Origin of the sequence: Nocardia sp. NPDC050793, from assembly GCF_040654065.1 — a bacterium.
In the GTDB taxonomy this organism is placed as follows: domain Bacteria; phylum Actinomycetota; class Actinomycetes; order Mycobacteriales; family Mycobacteriaceae; genus Nocardia.
Genome location: NZ_JBFAHG010000007.1, coordinates 17,332 through 36,866, shown reverse-complemented (window position 1 = coordinate 36,866; position 19,535 = coordinate 17,332). Strand labels below are relative to the sequence as shown.

The 19,535-nt window shown below is 66.6% G+C and carries 20 protein-coding genes; 13 read left to right on the top strand and 7 right to left on the bottom strand.

Going from position 1 to position 19,535, the window contains the following annotated elements:
* The 7 genes from AB0H50_RS23280 to AB0H50_RS23250 are packed head-to-tail and all read left to right on the top strand — an operon-like array spanning window position 1 to window position 7,159.
* Window positions 1–519 carry a (2Fe-2S)-binding protein gene (locus AB0H50_RS23280; RefSeq protein WP_357456262.1) on the top strand — a complete coding sequence of 173 codons (519 nt, stop codon included), beginning with the start codon at window positions 1–3 and terminating at the stop codon, window positions 517–519.
* Entirely contained in the window at window positions 516–2,906 is a 2,391-nt protein-coding gene (locus tag AB0H50_RS23275; RefSeq protein WP_357456258.1) for an aerobic carbon-monoxide dehydrogenase large subunit, read from the top strand. The genes AB0H50_RS23280 and AB0H50_RS23275 overlap by 4 nt, the downstream gene beginning before the upstream one ends.
* 25 nt (window positions 2,907–2,931) lie before the next feature.
* The gene (locus AB0H50_RS23270) at window positions 2,932–3,825 is read left to right on the top strand and encodes an XdhC family protein (RefSeq protein ID WP_357456256.1); all 894 of its coding nucleotides are present in this window, start codon (window positions 2,932–2,934) and stop codon (window positions 3,823–3,825) included.
* Window positions 3,822–4,415, top strand: coding sequence for an NTP transferase domain-containing protein (locus AB0H50_RS23265; protein WP_357456253.1), 594 nt, complete (start codon window positions 3,822–3,824; stop codon window positions 4,413–4,415). Before AB0H50_RS23270 ends, AB0H50_RS23265 begins: the two co-directional genes overlap by 4 nt.
* Window positions 4,412–5,299 carry a MoxR family ATPase gene (locus tag AB0H50_RS23260; RefSeq protein ID WP_357456250.1) on the top strand — a complete coding sequence of 296 codons (888 nt, stop codon included), beginning with the start codon at window positions 4,412–4,414 and terminating at the stop codon, window positions 5,297–5,299. Before AB0H50_RS23265 ends, AB0H50_RS23260 begins: the two co-directional genes overlap by 4 nt.
* A gap of 13 nt (window positions 5,300–5,312) precedes the next feature.
* Window positions 5,313–5,963: an SRPBCC family protein gene (locus AB0H50_RS23255; RefSeq protein ID WP_357456247.1), complete on the top strand. Its 651-nt coding sequence runs from the start codon at window positions 5,313–5,315 to the stop codon at window positions 5,961–5,963.
* Window positions 5,960–7,159, top strand: coding sequence for a VWA domain-containing protein (locus tag AB0H50_RS23250; protein ID WP_357456244.1), 1,200 nt, complete (start codon window positions 5,960–5,962; stop codon window positions 7,157–7,159). Before AB0H50_RS23255 ends, AB0H50_RS23250 begins: the two co-directional genes overlap by 4 nt.
* 44 nt (window positions 7,160–7,203) lie before the next feature.
* Here the strand turns inward: AB0H50_RS23250 and AB0H50_RS23245 are convergent, their stop codons facing one another.
* Window positions 7,204–8,325 (bottom strand): helix-turn-helix domain-containing protein, encoded by a 1,122-nt coding sequence (locus AB0H50_RS23245; protein ID WP_357456241.1) that lies wholly within the window; start codon window positions 8,323–8,325, stop codon window positions 7,204–7,206.
* Between the two features lie 143 nt (window positions 8,326–8,468).
* Here AB0H50_RS23245 and AB0H50_RS23240 point away from each other — a divergent pair, with 143 nt between their 5' ends.
* The gene (locus tag AB0H50_RS23240; RefSeq protein WP_357456239.1) at window positions 8,469–8,846 is read left to right on the top strand and encodes an SgcJ/EcaC family oxidoreductase; all 378 of its coding nucleotides are present in this window, start codon (window positions 8,469–8,471) and stop codon (window positions 8,844–8,846) included.
* On the opposite strand, the gene AB0H50_RS23235 is transcribed toward AB0H50_RS23240, so the two are convergent.
* From AB0H50_RS23235 to AB0H50_RS23220, 4 genes are all read right to left on the bottom strand, one after another.
* Window positions 8,847–10,040, bottom strand: coding sequence for an Ig-like domain-containing protein (locus tag AB0H50_RS23235; protein ID WP_357456237.1), 1,194 nt, complete (start codon window positions 10,038–10,040; stop codon window positions 8,847–8,849).
* 215 nt (window positions 10,041–10,255) lie between these two features.
* Window positions 10,256–10,612, bottom strand: a complete 357-nt coding sequence (locus tag AB0H50_RS23230) for a DoxX family protein (RefSeq protein ID WP_357456234.1) — start codon at window positions 10,610–10,612, stop codon at window positions 10,256–10,258.
* A 307-nt stretch (window positions 10,613–10,919) separates the two neighbouring features.
* Window positions 10,920–12,635: a CocE/NonD family hydrolase gene (locus AB0H50_RS23225; protein ID WP_357456231.1), complete on the bottom strand. Its 1,716-nt coding sequence runs from the start codon at window positions 12,633–12,635 to the stop codon at window positions 10,920–10,922.
* 146 nt (window positions 12,636–12,781) lie between these two features.
* Complete coding sequence (locus tag AB0H50_RS23220) at window positions 12,782–13,339, bottom strand: TetR family transcriptional regulator (RefSeq protein ID WP_357456228.1); 558 nt, start codon at window positions 13,337–13,339, stop codon at window positions 12,782–12,784.
* Window positions 13,340–13,706: 367 nt separating this feature from the next.
* Between AB0H50_RS23220 and AB0H50_RS23215 the strand changes: the two genes are divergently transcribed.
* Window positions 13,707–14,495: an FCD domain-containing protein gene (locus tag AB0H50_RS23215; protein ID WP_357456225.1), complete on the top strand. Its 789-nt coding sequence runs from the start codon at window positions 13,707–13,709 to the stop codon at window positions 14,493–14,495.
* 33 nt (window positions 14,496–14,528) lie between these two features.
* On the opposite strand, the gene AB0H50_RS23210 is transcribed toward AB0H50_RS23215, so the two are convergent.
* Window positions 14,529–15,074, bottom strand: a complete 546-nt coding sequence (locus tag AB0H50_RS23210) for a hypothetical protein (protein ID WP_357456222.1) — start codon at window positions 15,072–15,074, stop codon at window positions 14,529–14,531.
* Window positions 15,075–15,504: 430 nt separating this feature from the next.
* Here AB0H50_RS23210 and AB0H50_RS23205 point away from each other — a divergent pair, with 430 nt between their 5' ends.
* From AB0H50_RS23205 to dmpG, 3 genes are read left to right on the top strand one after another with little or no spacing between them, the layout of a single operon-like run.
* Window positions 15,505–16,365, top strand: a complete 861-nt coding sequence (locus AB0H50_RS23205; RefSeq protein WP_357456219.1) for a fumarylacetoacetate hydrolase family protein — start codon at window positions 15,505–15,507, stop codon at window positions 16,363–16,365.
* Window positions 16,362–17,327, top strand: a complete 966-nt coding sequence (locus tag AB0H50_RS23200; protein WP_357456216.1) for an acetaldehyde dehydrogenase (acetylating) — start codon at window positions 16,362–16,364, stop codon at window positions 17,325–17,327. The genes AB0H50_RS23205 and AB0H50_RS23200 overlap by 4 nt, the downstream gene beginning before the upstream one ends.
* A complete protein-coding gene (gene dmpG / locus AB0H50_RS23195) occupies window positions 17,324–18,340 on the top strand; it encodes a 4-hydroxy-2-oxovalerate aldolase (RefSeq protein WP_357456213.1) in 1,017 nt (338 codons plus the stop codon). The genes AB0H50_RS23200 and dmpG overlap by 4 nt, the downstream gene beginning before the upstream one ends.
* 46 nt (window positions 18,341–18,386) lie before the next feature.
* Here the strand turns inward: dmpG and AB0H50_RS23190 are convergent, their stop codons facing one another.
* On the bottom strand, window positions 18,387–18,782 hold the full coding sequence (locus AB0H50_RS23190) for a YciI family protein (protein WP_357456210.1): 396 nt from the start codon (window positions 18,780–18,782) through the stop codon (window positions 18,387–18,389).
* Between the two features lie 196 nt (window positions 18,783–18,978).
* Here AB0H50_RS23190 and AB0H50_RS23185 point away from each other — a divergent pair, with 196 nt between their 5' ends.
* Window positions 18,979–19,521 carry a VOC family protein gene (locus AB0H50_RS23185; RefSeq protein WP_357456207.1) on the top strand — a complete coding sequence of 181 codons (543 nt, stop codon included), beginning with the start codon at window positions 18,979–18,981 and terminating at the stop codon, window positions 19,519–19,521.
* Window positions 19,522–19,535 lie beyond the last annotated feature (14 nt).

Here is a 19,535-nt window from a genome sequence, read left to right as displayed (position 1 = left end):
ATGCAGGTAACCATGACCGTCAATGGCGAGCAGGTCACCGCGGAAGTCGAGCCACGCACATTGCTCGTGCATTTCCTGCGAGACCAGTTGCGGCTCACCGGAACCCACTGGGGCTGCGACACCAGCAACTGCGGCACCTGCGTGGTGGAGGTCGACGGCGAACCGGTGAAGTCGTGCACGATGCTCGCCGTCATGGCGAGCGGTCACGCGGTACGCACCGTCGAGGGACTCGAGGTGGACGGACGGCTCGATCCCGTGCAGGAGGGCTTCATGCAGTGTCACGGATTGCAGTGCGGATTCTGCACGCCCGGAATGATGATCACCGCCCGCGCACTGCTCGACCGCAACCCCGATCCCGACGAACAGACCATCCGGGAAGCGATCTCGGGCCAGATCTGCCGCTGCACCGGATACACCACCATCGTGCGGTCGATCCAGTGGGCCGCGGCGAAGCAACGAGGCGAAGCGGCGGAACCCGAACCCGCGGCCACGCCGACGCCGGCAAGGAGCGGATCATGACCACCGTCGAGTCACGGCCCGAAGACCGTGTCGACAACGACCAGAAGCCGTGCGGTCACGGCAGGATGCTGCGCAAAGAGGATCCGCGATTCATTCGCGGACGCGGCAATTTCGTCGACGACGTGCAGCTGCCCGGCATGCTGCACATGGCGATCCTGCGTTCCCCGTTCGCGCACGCGCGCATCGTGAGCGTCGATGTGTCCGCGGCACAGGCCCATCCGAAGGTCAAGGCGGTCGTCACCGGTGCGGATCTCGCGGCGAAGGGACTCGCCTGGATGCCCACGTTGTCCAACGACGTGCAGGCGGTGCTGGCGACGGACAAGGTCCGGTTCCAAGGCCAGGAGGTGGCCTTCGTCGTCGCCGAGGACCGCTATTCCGCGCGTGACGCGCTGGAGCTCATCGACGTCGAGTACGAGATGCTCGATCCGGTGATCGACGCCAGGACCGCGCTTGCGCCCGATACGGCGGTGATCCGCGACGATCTCGAAGGCAAGCGGGACAACCACTGCTTCGACTGGGAGACCGGTGACGCCGCCGCGACCGAGGCGGTGTTCGCGCGCGCCGATGTCGTCGTGAAGCAGGAGATCGTCTATCCGCGAGTGCATCCCGCCCCGATGGAGACCTGCGGCGCCGTCGCGGATCTCGATCCGGTGACGGGGAAGCTCACGCTGTGGTCGACGAGCCAAGCGCCGCATGCCCACCGGACGATCTACGCGATGGTGGCCGGACTGCCCGAGCACAAGATCCGGGTGATCGCACCCGATATCGGCGGCGGGTTCGGCAACAAGGTGCCCATCTATCCCGGCTATGTCTGCGCCATCGTCGGGTCGTTGTTGCTGGGCAAACCGGTGAAGTGGATGGAGGATCGCAGCGAGAATCTCACCAGCACCGGGTTCGCCCGCGACTACATCATGGTCGGTGAGATCGCCGCCGGCACCGACGGCAAGATCCTGGCCATCCGATCGACCGTGCTCGCCGATCACGGCGCCTTCAACGGCACGGCCGCGCCGTTGAAGTATCCGGCCGGCTTCTTCGGCGTCTTCACCGGCAGCTACGACATCGAGGCCGCCTACTGCAAGATGACCGCGGTCTACACGAACAAGGCCCCCGGCGGCGTCGCCTACGCGTGCTCGTTCCGGATCACCGAGGCCGTTTACTTCGTCGAGCGGTTGGTGGATTGCCTGGCCTACGAACTGAAGATGGATCCCGCCGAGCTGCGGCTGCGGAATCTTCTTCGCGCCGAACAGTTCCCGTACACCAGCAAGACCGGCTGGGTCTACGACTCCGGCGACTACGCGAAGACCATGCGCCTGGCGATGGACATGATCGGTTACGACGCCTTGCGCGAAGAACAGCGGGACAAGCGTGCCCGCGGCGAGTTGATGGGCATCGGGATGTCCTTCTTCACCGAGGCCGCGGGCGCGGGTCCGCGCAAGGATATGGACATCCTCGGACTCGGGATGGCCGACGGCTGCGAGCTGCGCGTCCACCCGACCGGTAAAGCCGTTGTGCGGCTGTCGGTTCAGACCCAGGGGCAGGGGCACGAGACGACGTTCGCCCAGATCGTCGCCGAGGAACTCGGCATACCGCCGGACGACATCGACGTCGTGCACGGCGACACCGATCAGACCCCGTTCGGCCTCGGCACCTACGGCAGCCGGTCGACACCGGTCTCGGGCGCCGCAGCCGCACTGGTGGCGCGGAAGGTGCGCGACAAGGCGAGGATCATCGCCTCTGGCATGCTGGAGGTCTCCGTCGCCGACCTCGAGTGGGAGAAGGGCTCGTTCCACGTCAAAGGCGATCCGTCCGCCGCCGTGACGATCCAGCAGATCGCGATGCGAGCACACGGCGCCGGTGATCTGCCCGAGGGTATCGAGGGCGGACTCGACGCGCAGATCTGTTACAACCCGGTGAATCTCACCTTCCCCTACGGTGCGTACTTCTGCGTCGTCGACATCGACCCGGGAACAGCCGTGGTGAAGGTCCGGCGCTTCCTCGCCGTCGACGACTGCGGAACCAGGATCAATCCGATGATCATCGAGGGCCAGATACACGGGGGCATCGCCGACGGTATCGGCATGGCGCTGATGGAGATCATCGCCTTCGACGAGGACGGCAACTGCCTCGGCGGATCCCTGATGGACTACCTCATCCCGACGGCGCTCGAGGTTCCCCATTTCGAGACCGGGTATACGGTCACTCCTTCGCCGCACCATCCGATCGGCGCGAAAGGCATCGGCGAATCGGCCACGGTCGGATCGCCTGCGGCGGTGGTCAACGCGGTGGTGGATGCGTTGGCGCCGTTCGGGGTTCGGCACGCCGACATGCCGCTGACGCCGTCGCGGGTGTGGGAGGCGATGCAGGGCCGGGCCCGACCGCCCATCTGAGCGGGTGCGAGCGATGGAATCGTCGATGAAGATGACCGAGCGCGCACTGCAGCTGGTGCGCGCCCGGACGCCGTTCGTGCACGCGACCGTCGTGCGCGCGCAGCAGCCCACCTCGGCGCACGCCGGGGACGAGGCGATCTTGTTGCAGGACGGGACGATCGAGGGTTTCGTCGGCGGTCAGTGCGCGCAGAACTCGGTCCGCAAGGCGGCGCTGGGCGCCCTGCAGTCGAACGAGAGTGTGCTGCTTCGTGTGCTACCCGACGGCGATCTGCACTTTCCCGAGGCGCCCGGCGCGGCGGTGGTGGTGAATCCCTGTCTGTCCGGCGGCGCCCTGGAGATCTTCCTCGAGCCGCAGATCCCGCCGCCGCTGGTGCAGATCTGCGGCGCGACACCGATCGCGGACGCCCTGGCCGACATGTGCGACCTGGTGGGATTCGCGGTGCGGCGCAGTACCGCCGGAGCCGACTCGCTGGAATCGCCCGCCGATACGACGGCGATGGTGATCGCCAGCCACGGCGGTCCGGAAGCCGAGCTGATCCGCATCGCGCTCGATGCGGGCGTGGGGTATATCGGGTTGGTCGCCAGCAAGATTCGGGGCGCGTCGATTCTCGACGAACTCGAGTTGACCGACGCCGAGCGGGCTCACGTGCGCACCCCGGTGGGATTGCCGATCGGCGCGAAGACGTCCGCGGAGATAGCCGTCTCGATCGTCGCGGAGGTGATCCAGGCGATCCGCAAGGGTGGCTTGGCCGTTCCGGCCCGCCCGGCGGGCGTCGTCTTCGAGGCCATCGATCCGGTGTGCGGTATGAGCGTGACGGTCGGGCCGGACACACCGCACCTGACCGTCGACGATGTCGACTACTGGTTCTGCGGCTCCGGCTGCCGCAAGTCCTTCGCGGCGACGCAGGCGGGCTCATGACCACCGAATTCGTTACCGGAGTCGTCCTCGCCGCGGGAAGCTCACGGCGTCTCGGGACTGCGAAACAGCTACTGCCATACCGGAATACGACGGTTCTCGGCACTACGCTCGACGTGGTGCGGTCCTGCGCGTTCGATCAGATCATCGTCACGCTCGGCGGCTCCGCGGCGGCGGTGCGGCAGCAGGTCGACCTCACCGGGGTACAGGTGGTCATGGCCGACGACTTCGGTTCGGGCTGTTCGTCGTCGCTGCGTTCGGCCCTGAGCTCGGTGGATCCTCGGGCCGTGGGGATCGTGCTGATGCTCGGTGATCAACCGGGACTGTCGGCGGCGACCGTCGACCGGCTGATCGCCGAGGGAACGTCCGCCGCGATCACGGTCTGCCGCTACCGCGACGGCGTCGGGCATCCATTCTGGCTGAGCCGCAGCGTATTCGGCGAGCTGGCCCGATTGCACGGCGACAAGGGCGTGTGGAAGATCATCGAGTCCGGCCGCGTCGCGGTGTCGCGACTCGACGTCGACGCACCGACGCCCTTGGACGTCGACACCTGGGACGACTACGAGCGCCTGCGCGCCTCGATCTCGCCATGATGTCGCCGTTCGACGATATCGAGGATGTGGTCCGGCGATTCGACGCCGACGACTACCTGCTCGATACCGGGACGGCGGCCGCCTTCTACCTGGCCACCACATTGGGTCGCCCGCTGCTGCTGGAAGGCGAACCAGGAGTGGGCAAGACGACGGCGGCGAAGACCCTGGCCACCGTGCTGGGTGCACCGCTGATCCGCCTCCAGTGCTACGAGGGCCTCACCGTGAGCGAAGCGCTGTACGACTGGAATTACCAACGTCAGCTGCTCAGCATCCGGCTCGCCGAGGCGCGCGGCGCCGACCTCACCGAAGCCGACCTGTTCACCGAGGCATACCTGGTCGACCGCCCGATCCTGCGCTGTGTGCGCTATCGCGGTCCGACGCCCCCGGTGCTGCTGGTGGACGAAATCGACCGTGCCGACGACGAATTCGAGGCGCTGCTACTGGAATTCCTCGGTGAGGCCGCGGTGACCGTCCCCGAACTCGGGACCTTCGCCGCCGAGCACCCGCCGCTCGCGGTGCTGACCTCGAACCGCAGCCGCGACCTGCACGACGCGCTGCGGCGGCGCTGCCTCTACCACTGGATCGACTACCCGGAACCGGCCCGTGCGGTGGCGATCGTGCGGCGCACCGTGCCAGGGGCGACCGATGCGCTGATCGAGCACGCCACCCGATTCGTCTCCCGCGCCCGAGACCTCGACCTCGACAAGCCGCCCGGCGTCGCCGAGGCCATCGACTGGATCGCCGCGTTGGCGACGCTCGACGTCGCCGATCTCACCGCGCCGGAGGCGATCGCCGCGCTGAGCGCACTGGCGAAGACGCCCGACGACCGTGCCACCTTGCACGGGGCATTCATCGAATACACCCAAGACCTGGCCACCGGATGAGGAGGTTGCTCCCATGAAGATCGCCAATGAGTTCACCGTCAACGCCCCCGTCGAACAGGCATGGGAGGTGCTGTCCGACCTCGAACAGGTAGTCCCGCTCATGCCCGGCGCACAGATGGTCGGCTGGGAGGGCGACGACTTCCTCGGCAAACTGAAGGTCAAAGTCGGTCCGGTGACAAGCGAATTCACCGGAAAGGCGAACTTCGTCGAGCGCGACGAACACGACCATCGCGCTGTCATCAACGGCCGCGGCCGGGATACCCGCGGATCCGGCAACGCGGCGGCGACCATCACCACGCAACTGCGCGAGGACGGCGCCAAGACCCGGGTCATCGTGGACACCGACCTCAAGATCGTCGGCAAGCTCGCCCAGTTCGGCAGCGGGATGCTGCAACAGGTGTCCGAAAAGATGATCGGTCAATTCGTCGCCTCTCTGGAAGCGAAACTCGCGGAAGATGATTCGGCTGCCGCGGCAGCGGTTGCGGGGCCGGACAGCCGTGCGGCGCGGCCGCAACCGGTCGCGGAATCCGAGCCCGCGCCGCTCGACCTGCTCGATCTCGTCGGGCCCGCGATGATCAAGAGATACGCGCCGGCGATCACGTTCGTTATCGCGGCCGTGCTCGCAATCATTCTGGTGCGCAGGCGGATACGCGGGAAGCAATGACGCGAGCGGTACTGCTGAGAGGCGTCGATCTGGCCGCGTTCGCCGTCGCGGTGGTCGCGCGGCTGCGGCGTGGCGGCGTCGCGGTGGCGCCGAGCGGGCCCGCGCTGTTCGTGCAGGCTTTGCGGCGCGTAGCGCCGCGCTCGCGCACCGAACTGTACTGGGCTATGCGACTCACGCTCGTCGATCGCGTGCAAGATCTCGCCGCCTTCGACGCGGTCTTCGCGACGGTGTTCGCCGACGCGACGCTGGGTGTCGACCCGCCGAGCCGGACACACGGACCACCTGCCGAACGCGCCTCGGCGCCGGGCATGGGCGGCCAGGGGCAGGCTCGGCAAGGTGGTGAAGTTCCCTGGGCGACACTGCAATCGGCAACCGGAGACAATCGATCCACCGACGAACGTGCGGCGCTTCCTGACGTGCTCCCGAGCCGGTTCGCCGCACGGGAACAGGAACCGTTCGCCCGCTTCGATCCCGACGATCTGCGGGTACTCGTCGCCTGGCTGAAGCAGGCGTCGGCGCGCTGGCCCCAACGCAGCAGCAGGCGCTACGAAACCCACCCGCACGGAAAACGGATCGACTTCCGTGCGACGATGCACAACTCCCGCCGCACCGGCTGGGAGCCCGCGGTGCTGGTCCGCACTCGCCCCCGGCGCAGGCCGCGCCGGATCGTTATGATCTGCGACGTCAGCCGCTCGATGCAGCCGTACTCGACGATCTACCTGCACCTCATGCGGGCCGCGACGCAGCGCCGTTCGCCCGATCGACCGGAGGTGTTCGCCTTCTCCACCTCACTCACCAGGCTGACCTCGGTGCTTGCGCACCGTTCCCCGGATATCGCGCTGGCCAGAGCCAACGACAAGGTCGTCGACCGCTACGGCGGCACACACATCGGAGGGTGCCTCGGCGCGCTGCTCGCGACCCCGTCCGGCAACGCGCTGCGCGGCGCCGTCGTCGTCATCGCCTCGGACGGCTGGGACAGCGGCACCCCCGACGTCCTCGCCCGCGCGATGGCGAGGATCCGGCGCCGCGCGTGGCGCGTCATCTGGCTCAATCCCCGTGCGGGCGAACCCCGATTCCAGCCCGCTACCGGCGCGATGGCGGCTGCTCTGCCGTTCTGCGACATCATGATGCCCGCGCACACGCTGGCGGGGATACGCGCGTTCGTGGAAGCTCTGGCATCGTCGGTTGTCACCTGACGCGCTCTGACGTGGCCGATTCACGCGGCTCGATCGACGTGGGATCAGGACCTGTCGCCCGGCTCCCGAAGCAGCCGTGTTTGCAGCGCCAGATACAGCAGCGCCGCGTCGGCAGGCACCGCGAACGCCGCACCGGTGAGTCGCTCTATTCGCTTGAGGCGGTGCAAGACCGTATTGCGGTGCAGGTGAAGGCGCTCGCCGACCGCCGACGTGGAGCCGCCGAGTTCGTACCAGGCCAGGGCGGTTTCCGCGAGAGCATCGGCGTCGTCGGGATGGAGTCGATCGAATGCGGCGAGCGCATCCGAGAGGATGTCGGCGGCGAGTCCGGGGTTCGCCGCAATCAGCGCACGCGCCGGCGACGAGGCATATGTGTGGATTCCGGTGTCCGCCGGGCTCAGGCAGCGGAATGCGAGGCGCGCCTGGTCGAGTGCGGTAGGCGTGGATGCGAGGTCGGTGAACGGCTTGCTCGCGCCGGCTCGCGTCTGCACGGTATGCAGCGCGCGGTCGAGCGTGGCCGGCGAGACCGCGGCGGCAAGGGTTACTCGTTCGTCGGAGAGATGAGTGCGGACGGTGGTGACTCCGGCCGCGACGAGACGAATGTCGCCGACCAGGACGACGAACGTGGCTCGGGTTGGCAGGCCCATCCGTCTGCCCAATTCCGCGCGCTGCGTCGGCGGGAAGCCGGGATCGAGCAGTGCACGGAGCAACCGTTGATCCGGTTGTTCGGCCCCTGCGACGACTACGCGGCGGTAGGTGTCGGCGGCAGCGACGGAGTATTCGTCGACGGTCGCCCACATCAGCGTGGACAGCTGGGGCAGAGCGGGACGGTCGGCCTCGTCAGCGCGCTCGACGATGACCTCCCAGAACGCCAAGCCCACGACGCGGAAGGCGTGCAGCAAACTGTCCAGCGGAATGCCTCGCTCGGCCTTGAGGCGTCCGGCTCGGCGAGCAGGCTCGAGCGAGTACGGGGCCGCCGCGAGGGCATCCAGCAAGGCCGCGAGGCTGTCCGACACGAGGGTGGCCACTTCGTGGTGATCGAGCGCGGCGTCGTCGTAGTCCCCGTCATCCTGTTCGATTCTGGCGGTCGCCATCTCGGAGATCGCAGGCAAATCGGCGCGCAGCTCGCGAAGGAGGCGCGGATGCTCGACGTGCGTGTCCCGGGTCACTGCCGCCAACCTAGCGCCCATTGTGCGTGCGCACAACGGTGGTGTTCGAAGTGGAGGCGTGCGCCCGTCGCCAGGACGGACGGCTCCCGGCGACACTGAATTCGCTTCTCGCCGAATACCTCCCACGATCGGAGTTGTCCATCATGACGACCGCCACTCGCGAATTGTTCGAGCGCTACCACGCTTGCTGGGCAGACCGCGACCCCGACCGAATCATCGAGCTCCACACCGCCGACTCGGTGTTCCACCTGCACTCGGGCCAGGAACCCGCGCGAGGCCGCACCGCCATTCGCGCGGCCGCGGCCGGGACATTCGCCCTGGTGCCCGACCTGACATTCCACCTGATCTCGTTGCGTGTCGGGGACGATTTCTGGGTGGTGCAATGGCAGCTGACCGGAACATCGGCAACCGGCAATAACGTGTGCGTCGACCTCGCGGATTACGTCCTCGTCGAGGACGGCGCGGTCAAGGAGAAGCATTCCTATGTCGACGGGGTCGCCATGCAGGCCGCGCTGGGGTGATCACCCGTGGGCGCCGCCGCGTAGCCAGTCGGGCCAGGGGATGCTCCAATCGCCGTTCTGCCAGATGTCGAGGGGGTCGCCGCCGGTGTTGCGGACCTCGACCACGTCGCCGGGGATGACGAAGTCGTAGAACCATCCGGCATCGTTGGGGGAGATGTTCAGGCAGCCGTGTGAGACGTTGGTGTTGCCCTGGGCCCACATGCTTGCGGCCAATGCGTGCACGAAGATTCCGTCGTGGCTGATGCGGACCGCATGGTTGATGCTCGTGCGGTAGCCCAGCCCGGAGTCGGTGGGCAGGCCATAGCTGGAGGAGTCCATGATCACCGGGTTTTTTTGATCCAGCACGGTGTAGATGCCCGGGCGGGTCCAGAACGACATGGCTCTGCCACCGACGACCGTGGTGCCGCCCATGCCCATCGATGTGGGCATGGTGCGCACCAGGTTTCCGTTGTCGAAGACCTCGATCTGCTTGGTGTCGTCGTCGGCGATCGCGACGTGCGCGGGCCCGATGGTCACCGACACCTGCTGATCGCGCAGGCCGTAGCGGCCATGGCCGAGCGCGCGGCCGAAGAGTTCGGCCGCGATCGTGATCCTGGTTCCCGGTGCGTGATAGTGCTCCGGCCGCCAGTGTGCGTTCTGGTCGTCGAGCCAGTACCAGGCGCCGTTGACGGCCGGCTGGGTGGTGACCGTCAGGTGGGATTCCACGACTGCCGGATCGACGGGTTCGTCGAAACGGGCGACGAGCACGAAACCTACTCCGTAGGTGTCGTTTTCGGCCAGTTCGACGAGATTGGCCGAGAGCAGGGAGACGTCGAGGATCTGTTGCGGTCGCACTGTGGTGCAGGTTGTCGCCGCGGTGACATCGCCGGTCTCACCGTGAGCCACGGCTTTCGCGGTGTAGGTGTGTCCATAGCCGAGTGGCTCGGCACTGGTCCACGTTCGATGATCAGGTGCCGATGTTCCCGGCAGTGATCTGCCCGTTTCATCGATCCATTCGACGGACCGCAACGTCCCGTCACTGACGGTGATCGTGCCGAGGCTGCGCGCTCCGACATCGTGGGCGCCGGGCGGGGGATCGAATCGGATCGTGGCGGGTTTGGGTGGCGCGGGTTCTCGCGCCCACCCGCATCCGGCCAGGGTGAGGCCACTCGCACCGGCGAAGCCGATCAACAGCCGACGACGTCCCAATGCCACCGTCTATCTCCCTTCTCCCGGGTGCTGGGTCGACCTCCGTCCGTCAGCATGCGGGAGCTGGGCGCCGGCCGAGGCGCCGACGACCGGCATCTCCACCGATCCGTCGCGCAACCGATACCGTTCCTCGATCGCTCCGGGGTTCCGACAATCCCCGCGTGGCCCGACCGGTCCGGTCGCGATCGAATGGGTCGTCTACGGCGGCTGCCTGTTGCACTTCACGAAACTGCTTGTTGCCCAATCAGAATCAGATACGCGACGGCGACGGCCGCGACCCCGATCGGTGGGATCAGCTGGGGGAACCGGTCACGAACGCGGAGGTGGGAGATGGCGGCGCCGACCATCAGTGCGACCACGGCCGCCGCTGCGAGGGCGCCGAGGGCAGGGATCGTCAGCCCCAGGAGCACTCCGATCGCGCCGAGCAACTCCAGGACGCCGATACGGCGGAAGGCGTTGACGCTGAACCCGAGGTGCGCGGCGGTGTCGCGTTGGAAGCTGAGGGCCAGGGTCATGGTTACACCGGCGCCTAGGAGAACGATCGCAAGCAATGCTGCGAGGATGGTTGTTACGGTCATGGCGATTCCTTGTTTGTCGATGTCTGGGGTTGGTGCCGTGGGGAGGGCGTAGCTGATCGCTGTTTGCCTCTTGTGAGGCTCGAATGCGGTTCCTCAGCTCGGAGGTGGGGGAGAAGTTCACGCCGAAGACCTGGATCTCGCCGACGTCGACGCCGCGGTCGACCAGCTCGGCGCGAGCTTGCTTCAGGCCCGGGGACCACCAGTTGCAGGCGATCGCCGTGGCCGAGATGCCATCCGATATCGGTCTGCTGTTGCCGTGCGCGGTTCTAGGCGAGGGGAACGCCGGGCGAGTCGCCGGATGTTCGGTTCATTCTCCTTTCAGGATCGGAAGGAGAAGGCGTGAGCTGGAGTGCACCGTGTTGACGGCCGCGATGCCGACAGGGGCGTGACTGAACAGCATCATGGGACGGAAGTCCTTGCGGGTGTCGTCACTGGTGAGGATCAGCCGGATGCGGTGCCCGCGGCGGAACCGGCGGGCATTGGCCACCAGCGGGATGCGGTAGTCGACCGGCTCTCCCGGGGGGATGGGATCTTGCGTCTTCATCGGGAGGACGGGCCTGCCCGTCTCACTCGCGTCCTCGTCGACGTGGCGCATGCTGGCGCGCAGCCAGCCCTGGGTGACGTCGATGGGCGTGCCGTCCGGTCCGACGTCTTGCAGGAGCAGGATCCATCCCGTGTCGGCCGCACTGCTGGTGGCGGTGAGCCGCAGCTCGGGGTGACCGACCATGTCGAGGTCGCCGGGAAGCGGGTCGCTGGTCCAACTCAGCTGTGCGGGTAGGGCTTTCGCGCCGTCCGTGGCGTAGCTGCGCTCGCCCGGCCGCTCGTCGGCCGCAAGAGAGCCGTCGGCATTGAGGGACAGGGCCATGTGTGTCGCCGGCGGGGGCCAGGAGTCGGCGGTGCGCCACTCTTCGCCGCCGGCCAGCCAGTAGCGGATGGCAGGGCCTTCGAGAATGCCGGTGTCCCGCCCCTTGAGCCAGTGGTCGAACCAGGCGAGGGCCTCGATATGCATGCTCTCCCACGGCCAGGGCAAGCCGTGCGCTCCGAGCATGGCCATTCGCACGTGCGGGTTGCGCTCGAGGGCCTCCCAGGCTTTGAAGAGGCCGGGCAGATGGAGCGCAACGTTGGACCACTCGCCGCCGAGGTAGACGGGAATGTCGACGCCGGCGAGCAGCTCGGTCAGATCACGCTCGTCCCACCACGCATCCCGGACGGGGTGCTCGGCCACTGCGTTCAGCAGAGCGCCCCATGGGTGGGCATCGTGGGGGAAGCGGCTGACCAGCTGCAGGCCGTGGTGCACCTTGACGGCGTCTACGTGGCGGAACCGGTGGTGGACGGCGGGAATGGCGAGAACTTTGCGCAGGAGGCGGGACAGGCCCTTGCGGTAGAGACAATCGCCGTGGGCGGACAGGACGCCCATCGCGTGGAACCAGGGGGTGACGAAAGTTTCGCTCAGCAGGCCGTTGTGGTAGCTGGCTTCCCACGCCTGGACAGTGACGTTGAAGGGAAACAGCGCCTTGAGGTGCGGCGGTCGCTGGGTGGCCGCCTCCATCTGGGTCATGGCGTAGTAGCTGATGCCGATCATGCCTACGTTCCCGTTGCACCACGGCTGCCCGGCGACCCACTCGATCAGGTCGAACAGGTCCTTGCGCTCCTGCTCGTCGAAGAAGGTGTAGGTGCCGCCCGAGCCCACCGTGCCGCGAAGGTTGGCGATGACATGGGCGTAACCGCGTGGCACCCAGAAATCACTGGCGCCTGCCTCGATGATGGCCGCGGGGGCACCCAGGTCCATGAGTTGGCGGGGATAGGGCGCCGCCGCGATGAGCGCGGGGAATCTGCCGTCCGCGTCGGGGCGGTGAATGTCGGCCAGCAGCCGGGTGCCGTCGCGGACCGGGACAGGCACATTGTCCTCGCGGGTCGTCCCGTAGAGAGCCTGGGACAGGTCACGGTACTGACGACCGGTGGTCTGGGGTCCGTTCAACTGACGCTGACCGGGCTCCACCCCAGCTGCCTCGAACCGCACCATTGCGCCTCATTTCCACGTATACAGAAATTAACGAACCTCACGGTACGCCGTCGCCCCGCCGCAAGGCAAGGGTAATTTCCATACAGCGTGAAATACCACCCGGAGAAGCGGTATGGACGACGTTCGCCCTTGCGGTCATCCGCCGCTCAGGCGCCCTCCGTGACATCGCCACCCAGGGGGCCGGTGAGGTAGTGCTGCACGGTCGGCCCGATCAGGCGGACGACCTGCTCTGTGCGCATGTCGGCGATGCTACCGATGGCCCAGACGTACCGCGTCATGGCCAGTCCCACGATCTGTGTGGCCACTAGGTCCGCGCGCAGGGCGGCCTCGTTGTCAGGAAGGCTCGCCGACACGACCTGCAAGACAAGATTGGAGAAGACGGCGCGAAGGCGCTCCATGGCAAAGGGCTCATGGCTTGCGGCGAGGACGATCGAGCGCAGGATCTCCGACGTGGCGGGATCGTCCCACATGCGCAGCGCCGCCTCGACAAACGCCCCTCCGCGCTCCTCCAACGGCACCTGGGCGGCCTCGGCAATTCCCGCGCCGAAGGCTTCCGGCGGCTCCAGCGCCGCCTTCAGCAGTCCCATCTTGTTGGAGAAGTAGTAGTTCACCAGCGTGGGGTCCACGTCGGCGGCTTGCGCCACGGCCCGCAACGAGGTCCCGCTGTAACCCCGCTCAGCGAAGGACTTGCGCGCCGCTGCCAAGATGTGATCCGCCTGCGCGCCACGTTCCCCCCGAGGCCCCCTCCCCGCTCCTGCCACCATGCTCTGCAATCTCCTCTGCCGGTTCCGTACTCGCCCGACTGCCTGCCACGAAGTTTCCACACGTACTGAAATCTGTTTCAGCTTACCGTGAAATCGAGTCCCCTCCAGCACTATGGCCGCGCGCAGCGATCCGAGCACCGCAAAGGACAGTGGCCGCTGCCGCGACGACCGGGGCCACCGCTGCATCCAATGAATATGATGTCAAGGAGGTCATGGCTCTCAACCCTCGGCGGGATTCATCATGGTGAATAGCCACGAGGAGAGCAGCAGGTTGCGAAGTACCGGGAATCAGACGACGGGAGCATCCTTGACCACATCCGAAGCAGGTGCGGATTCCCACGCCGGCCGCGGCAAGGGGCTGGCGATCGACTTGGAGCCGCTTCTGCGCCGCTCGGTCTTTCCCGCATCCTCGCCGAGCCGAGCCGATCAGGTAGCGGCTCAGATCGGGGAGGTGATTGCCGACCTGAAGCCCGGTGATCGCCTCGGCACCAAGACCGAACTTCAGAAGCAAGCGGGCGTCTCCGTAGGGACGATCAATGAAACGCTTCGCATTTTGCAGTCGCGGGGGCTGATCGAGGTTCGTCGCGGTCCACACGGCGGATTGTTCGTTGCCGAGCGGTCACCGATGGCGCAACTCGGCCACGCGGTGCTGCATCTCGACACCAACGCCGCAACGATCACGGAAGCTATGGATATCCGCGATGCCCTCGATCCGATGCTCATCGAGGACGCGGTCCACTTCAGCTCCGCGCATCAGGTGGATCTGATGCGCCAACAGCTACGGCGCATGGCCGATGCCCTCTCCGACGACGACGGAATCGAGTTCCTGCACGCGAACTGGAAGTTGCATGCCGTAATCGCCGACGTCAGCCCCCGTCCAATTCTGAGGGCGTTCTATGTCAGTCTGCTCGACTTGATCGAGGGGCACACCGTCGCGACCGCCAGCAATATCGACGAGCGCTCCCTGTCGGGTTTCCACCAGGATCGCTACGACATCCATGTGCGTCTCGTCGACGCCATCGCCGCCCGCGACTCGGACACTGCACAGGAAGTCCTGCGCGAGCACAACGCCGGCATCGCACGCCCTGCGTCGTAGCGGCACCCGTCTGTACGATCCGTGCGTCCTCAGTCAGCTCGGCGGCGTATGTCGGATGCCGCGCCACCTCAGCGGGAACCGGACCCCGCGGGCCTGGACGTCATCGATCAGCTGCGCGTAACCTTCGCGGACCTCACCGAGGTGAAACCATGCCTCGTGCCGCTGAGCCTTGTCGTCGACATGTAGAACCGCCCACCACGCATCGGCATAAGTCTTCGCGATATGGCTGATCACCTCGCCCAGGGAATGGGTGTGACGTCGCGCCCCGGGTTCTCTCGGAACATGGAAGAACGCCCACGAATCGATCTCACTGACGATCTCGGCAATGTCGATGTGGACGCGGGCTTCATCGAAGTCCGCGGGAAGGCGAGTCCGATTCAGCCGCACCGGGATCAGCGCCGCGTGTAGATCGCCCAACGCTCGTGCCCACTCGATCAGGGGCGACCCTTGCGTCAGGTGACCCGCGATCGCCGCCAGCAGCTGATCGGGCCCGAGCAACGTTGCTTTCTCTCGATCCGGATCGCCGTCACCGGCCGGTGGGGGTAGCTCGGCTTGTGAGCGGATGACCGTGTCAGTCATCACCGCACCGCATGCGGAGGCGTAATGGGGGTGAATTCGACTCGCTTGTACAACCGTCCCACTGGAGTTCCTTCGGACCGTGGTTTGCCGTTGCTTCAGTTCTCGAATAGGCCCCGCGTTCTCGTCGGCCCAGCAATGGGGTGCCGAGAGGGTTGACGGTGAGCCTCGGTCATGTGGGCGGGCGCTGTGGCGTCGACAGTGCTGTCGATGGCAGTCGCTGCGCCATTTTCGCCTATGACCAGTACTGACAGTGGAGATCTGCCGCACCTGTACCTAATTGACCATGATGAATATGGTGTTATTCACCATGCCACCGTGGATTGCGCTCGTCAAGGTCCTCATGCCTGGATACGGTTAGCCCGTGGTCGAGTTCGGCTCACCGGAACTCGACGGTCGTCACGCGGCATGACGATGGGTCACGGTGTTGCCCATGTCCTTCCTGAACATCACCCCGGCGCCCGGCGCCGACGGGGTCGAGGCTGCCGCCGCCCGCCTCATTCGGGCAGCGGTGAACCGACAGCCGTGCACGCCGGTCCGTGACCTGATCGGAAGCGCCGATGTGGGCGCTGCCTACGCGGTCCAGGCGCGCCTCACCGCCGGCCGTCTCGCCGACGGCGCCACCATCGTCGGTCGGAAGATCGGCCTGACCTCACCGGCAGTCCAGGCCCAGCTCGGCGTCGACCGGCCGGACTTCGGCGTCCTCTTCGCCGACATGGAGATCTCGCAGGGGCAGGTCGTGGAGATGGGTCGGCTGCTCCAGCCGAAGGTCGAGGCGGAGATCGCGTTCATCCTGGACCGGGACCTGGACAATGGATCGCTCGACATCGAGTCGGTACGTCGTGCGGTCGCGTATGCCGCGCCTGCCCTGGAGATCGTCGACAGCCGCATCGCGGGATGGGACATCACCTTCGCCGACACCGTCGCCGACAACGCGTCCAGCGGCCTGTTCGTGATCGGCGCCGAACGCCGCACCCTGAACGAGTTCCAACCCGTCGCCGTCACCATGAGCATGCGGATCGACGGTCGGGAAGTTTCCACCGGCATCGGTTCCGCCTGCCTCGGCGACCCGCTCGAGGCCCTGCGCTGGCTCGCCGTCACAGCCCGTGATCTGGGTGACCCGCTACGGGCAGGCCAGGTCATCCTCTCGGGCGCGTTGGGCCCGATGGCGTCCGTGGTCGCCGGCAATCACGTCACCGCGGAGATCGTCGGTTTGGGCGTGGTCCAAGCCCGCTTCGCAGACGGCGCAACCCCCGTCCGGGCCACCAGTACCCATCTTGGAGAGGCAGCATGAACCACAGCACCGCGGAGAAGACCAAGGTCGCGGTCATCGGCTCCGGGAACATCGGCACCGACCTGATGATCAAGGTGCTGCGGCACTCGAAGCACCTGGAGATGGGCGCCATGGTGGGCATCGACGCAGCCTCCGACGGTCTGGCGCGCGCGGCCCGCTTCGGCGTACCCACCACGGCCTACGGTGTCGACGGCCTGATCGGCATGGCCGGATTCGCGGACATCGAGATCGTGTTCGACGCGACGTCGGCCAAGGCGCACGAGGTCAACGCGGCCCGACTGGCACCGCACGGCAAGCGCCTGATCGACCTCACCCCGGCGGCGATCGGGCCGTTCGTGGTGCCTGCGGTCAACATCGAGGAGCACATCGACGCCGCGAACGTGAACATGGTGACGTGCGGTGGTCAGGCGACGATCCCGGTCGTCGCGGCCGTCGCGCGGGTGGTACCGGTCGCGTACGCGGAGATCGTGGCTTCTATCGCGTCCAAGTCCGCGGGCCCGGGAACGCGCGCCAACATCGACGAGTTCACCGAGACCACTTCGCATGCGATTACCAGCGTCGGGGGAGCGGAGCGCGGTAAGGCCATCATCGTCCTCAACCCCGCGGAACCCCCGTTGATCATGCGCGACACCGTCTTCTGTCTCGTTCACGCCCCCGACGAGGCCGTCCATGCCGAGATCACCGCGTCGGTGGCGAAAATGGTCGGCGACGTGGCCGCCTACGTGCCCGGGTACCGGCTCAAGCAGGCGGTCCAGATCAGTCCGATCCCCGACGACCAGCCGGTACACACGTTGCTGCGCAACGACACCGACACCACGCCCACCCATCAGGTGTCCGTTTTCCTCGAGGTCGAAGGCGCTGCTCACTACCTGCCTGCGTACGCCGGAAACCTCGACATCATGACCTCTGCCGCAGTGCGGATGGCCGAGCGCATCGCCCAGCGGAAGGAAGCAAACCGATGACCGCCGACCTGTTCATCCAGGACGTCACGCTCCGTGACGGCATGCACGCCGTCCGGCACCGCATCGCGCCGGAGAATGTCGCTGCCATCGTGGCCGCGCTCGATGCCGCCGGTGTCGACGGCATCGAGGTCGCGCACGGTGACGGCCTGGCAGGCAGCTCCCTCAACTACGGCCCCGGGTCGAACTCCGACTGGGAGTGGATCGAAGCCGCCGCTGACACCATCGAGAACGCGCGCTTGACCACGTTGCTGTTGCCGGGCATCGGCACCATCGGCGACCTTAAGCAGGCGTACTCGCTCGGCGTCCGCTCGGTCCGGGTAGCGACGCACTGCACCGAGGCCGATGTCTCCGCGCAACACATCGCCACGGCACGTGAACTCGGCATGGACGTGTCCGGCTTCCTGATGATGAGCCACATGGCGCCTGCCGACGAGCTGGCGAGGCAGGCGGTCCTCATGGAGTCCTATGGCGCCAACTGTGTGTATGTCACCGACTCCGGGGGCAGGCTGACGATGGACGGGGTCCGCGAGCGCGTTCGCGCCTACCGCGACGCGCTCGATCCGACCACGGAAATCGGCATTCACGCGCACGAGAACCTCTCGCTGTCGGTTGCCAACTCCGTGGTCGCGGTCGAGGAAGGCGTGACCCGTGTCGATGCCTCCCTTGCGGGCCACGGCGCGGGCGCGGGCAACTGTCCGATCGAGCCCTTCGTCGCCGTCGCCGACCTGTACGGCTGGAAGCACGGATGTGACCTCTTCGCTCTTCAGGACGCGGCGGACGATCTCGTTCGTCCGTTGCAGGACCGGCCGGTCCGCGTGGACCGCGAGACTCTCACGCTCGGCTATGCAGGTGTCTACTCGAGTTTCCTGCGTCATGCGGAAGCCGCCTCCGCGCGGTACGGCATCGACGTGCGGGACATCCTCCTCGTGGTCGGCAGGCGAGGGCTTGTCGGCGGTCAGGAAGACATGATCGTCGACATCGCCCTGGATCTGGTGGCCACCCGGACCGCATGAGAAAAATTCGCGCAACGGGGCATGCCGACTCTGAAACGATTCTCGCTCAATGCCATTCGTAGGTGCCGCGACCGAGTGACAGGCGCATCGAGACGCTGCCTTCGTTGAGGCGCCACTGATGAACGACGAAAGTTCGCAGACCCGCTGTGACGAACGGATCCGCTGACGCAATGGCGGTTGCCTCGACATCGTCGGAGGCGCGTAAGACCGTGACACCCGATCCCGCGCCGACGCCGGGGCCGCTGACGAGGGGGCCCGACAGGAAGACGAGGTGGCGTTCCTCGAGGTCCAGGAGCCAGGCGATGTGCGCCGGGGCGAGGGCGGCGATGTCCTCGGACGTCGTCCCGGCGACAGGGGTCGAGGTCACCATCCAGTAGTCCTGGCCCAGGAGCCGTGAGAGGTCCGGCGCGTCGCGATCGGTAGCGGGTGGCAATGCATTCATCCCGAAACTGTATGCAATTTGAGCCGTACGTCAACACCACCGGGAAGCCTTGACAGTAAAAGTGCATACACATTACCGTCGGAAATAGCGCACCGGAGTGACGCCACATGCGGACTCCTCGGCCGGGCCGTTCTCGAGGCGCACTTCATCGACCACCACATGACCCGGCCGCCACCAACGAGAAGGAAGGTTCACCATGCCGATCGCTGAACTCGGTCATTTCGGAGTTTTCTGCAATGACCTGGAGACCAGCACAGCGTTCTACCGCGATGTCCTCGGACTGACCGTCACCGACGAGGATCTGAATCTGGGCATGCGGTTCTTCAGCGCCCGACCGAACTTCGAGCACCACGAGTTTCAGCTCGTCGAAGGTCGGACGGTGGCGCGAGCCGACGAGGGCACCAAGCTCATCCAGCAGGTCTCGTTCCGGGTCAATCATTTGACCGAGCTGCTCGAAATGCACCGCAGATTCATCGAGCACGATGTCGAGTTCGACATGATCGTGACGCACGGCAACGCGTTCGGCATCTACTTCTTCGATCCCGAGGGCAACCGGTGCGAGGTGTACTGGCAGACCGGGCTGCCGGCCCGCCAGCCATTCCTGGCGGCGATCGACCTCACCGAACCGATCGAGAAGCTGCTGGCCGACAACGCGGCGCTGGTGGCTCGGTACGGGGAGACCGGCTATCTGCAGCCGGGCCTGGTGAAGAACCTCATCCCGGACGCGATCGACTCCTGACAGCTTCGGCAAGG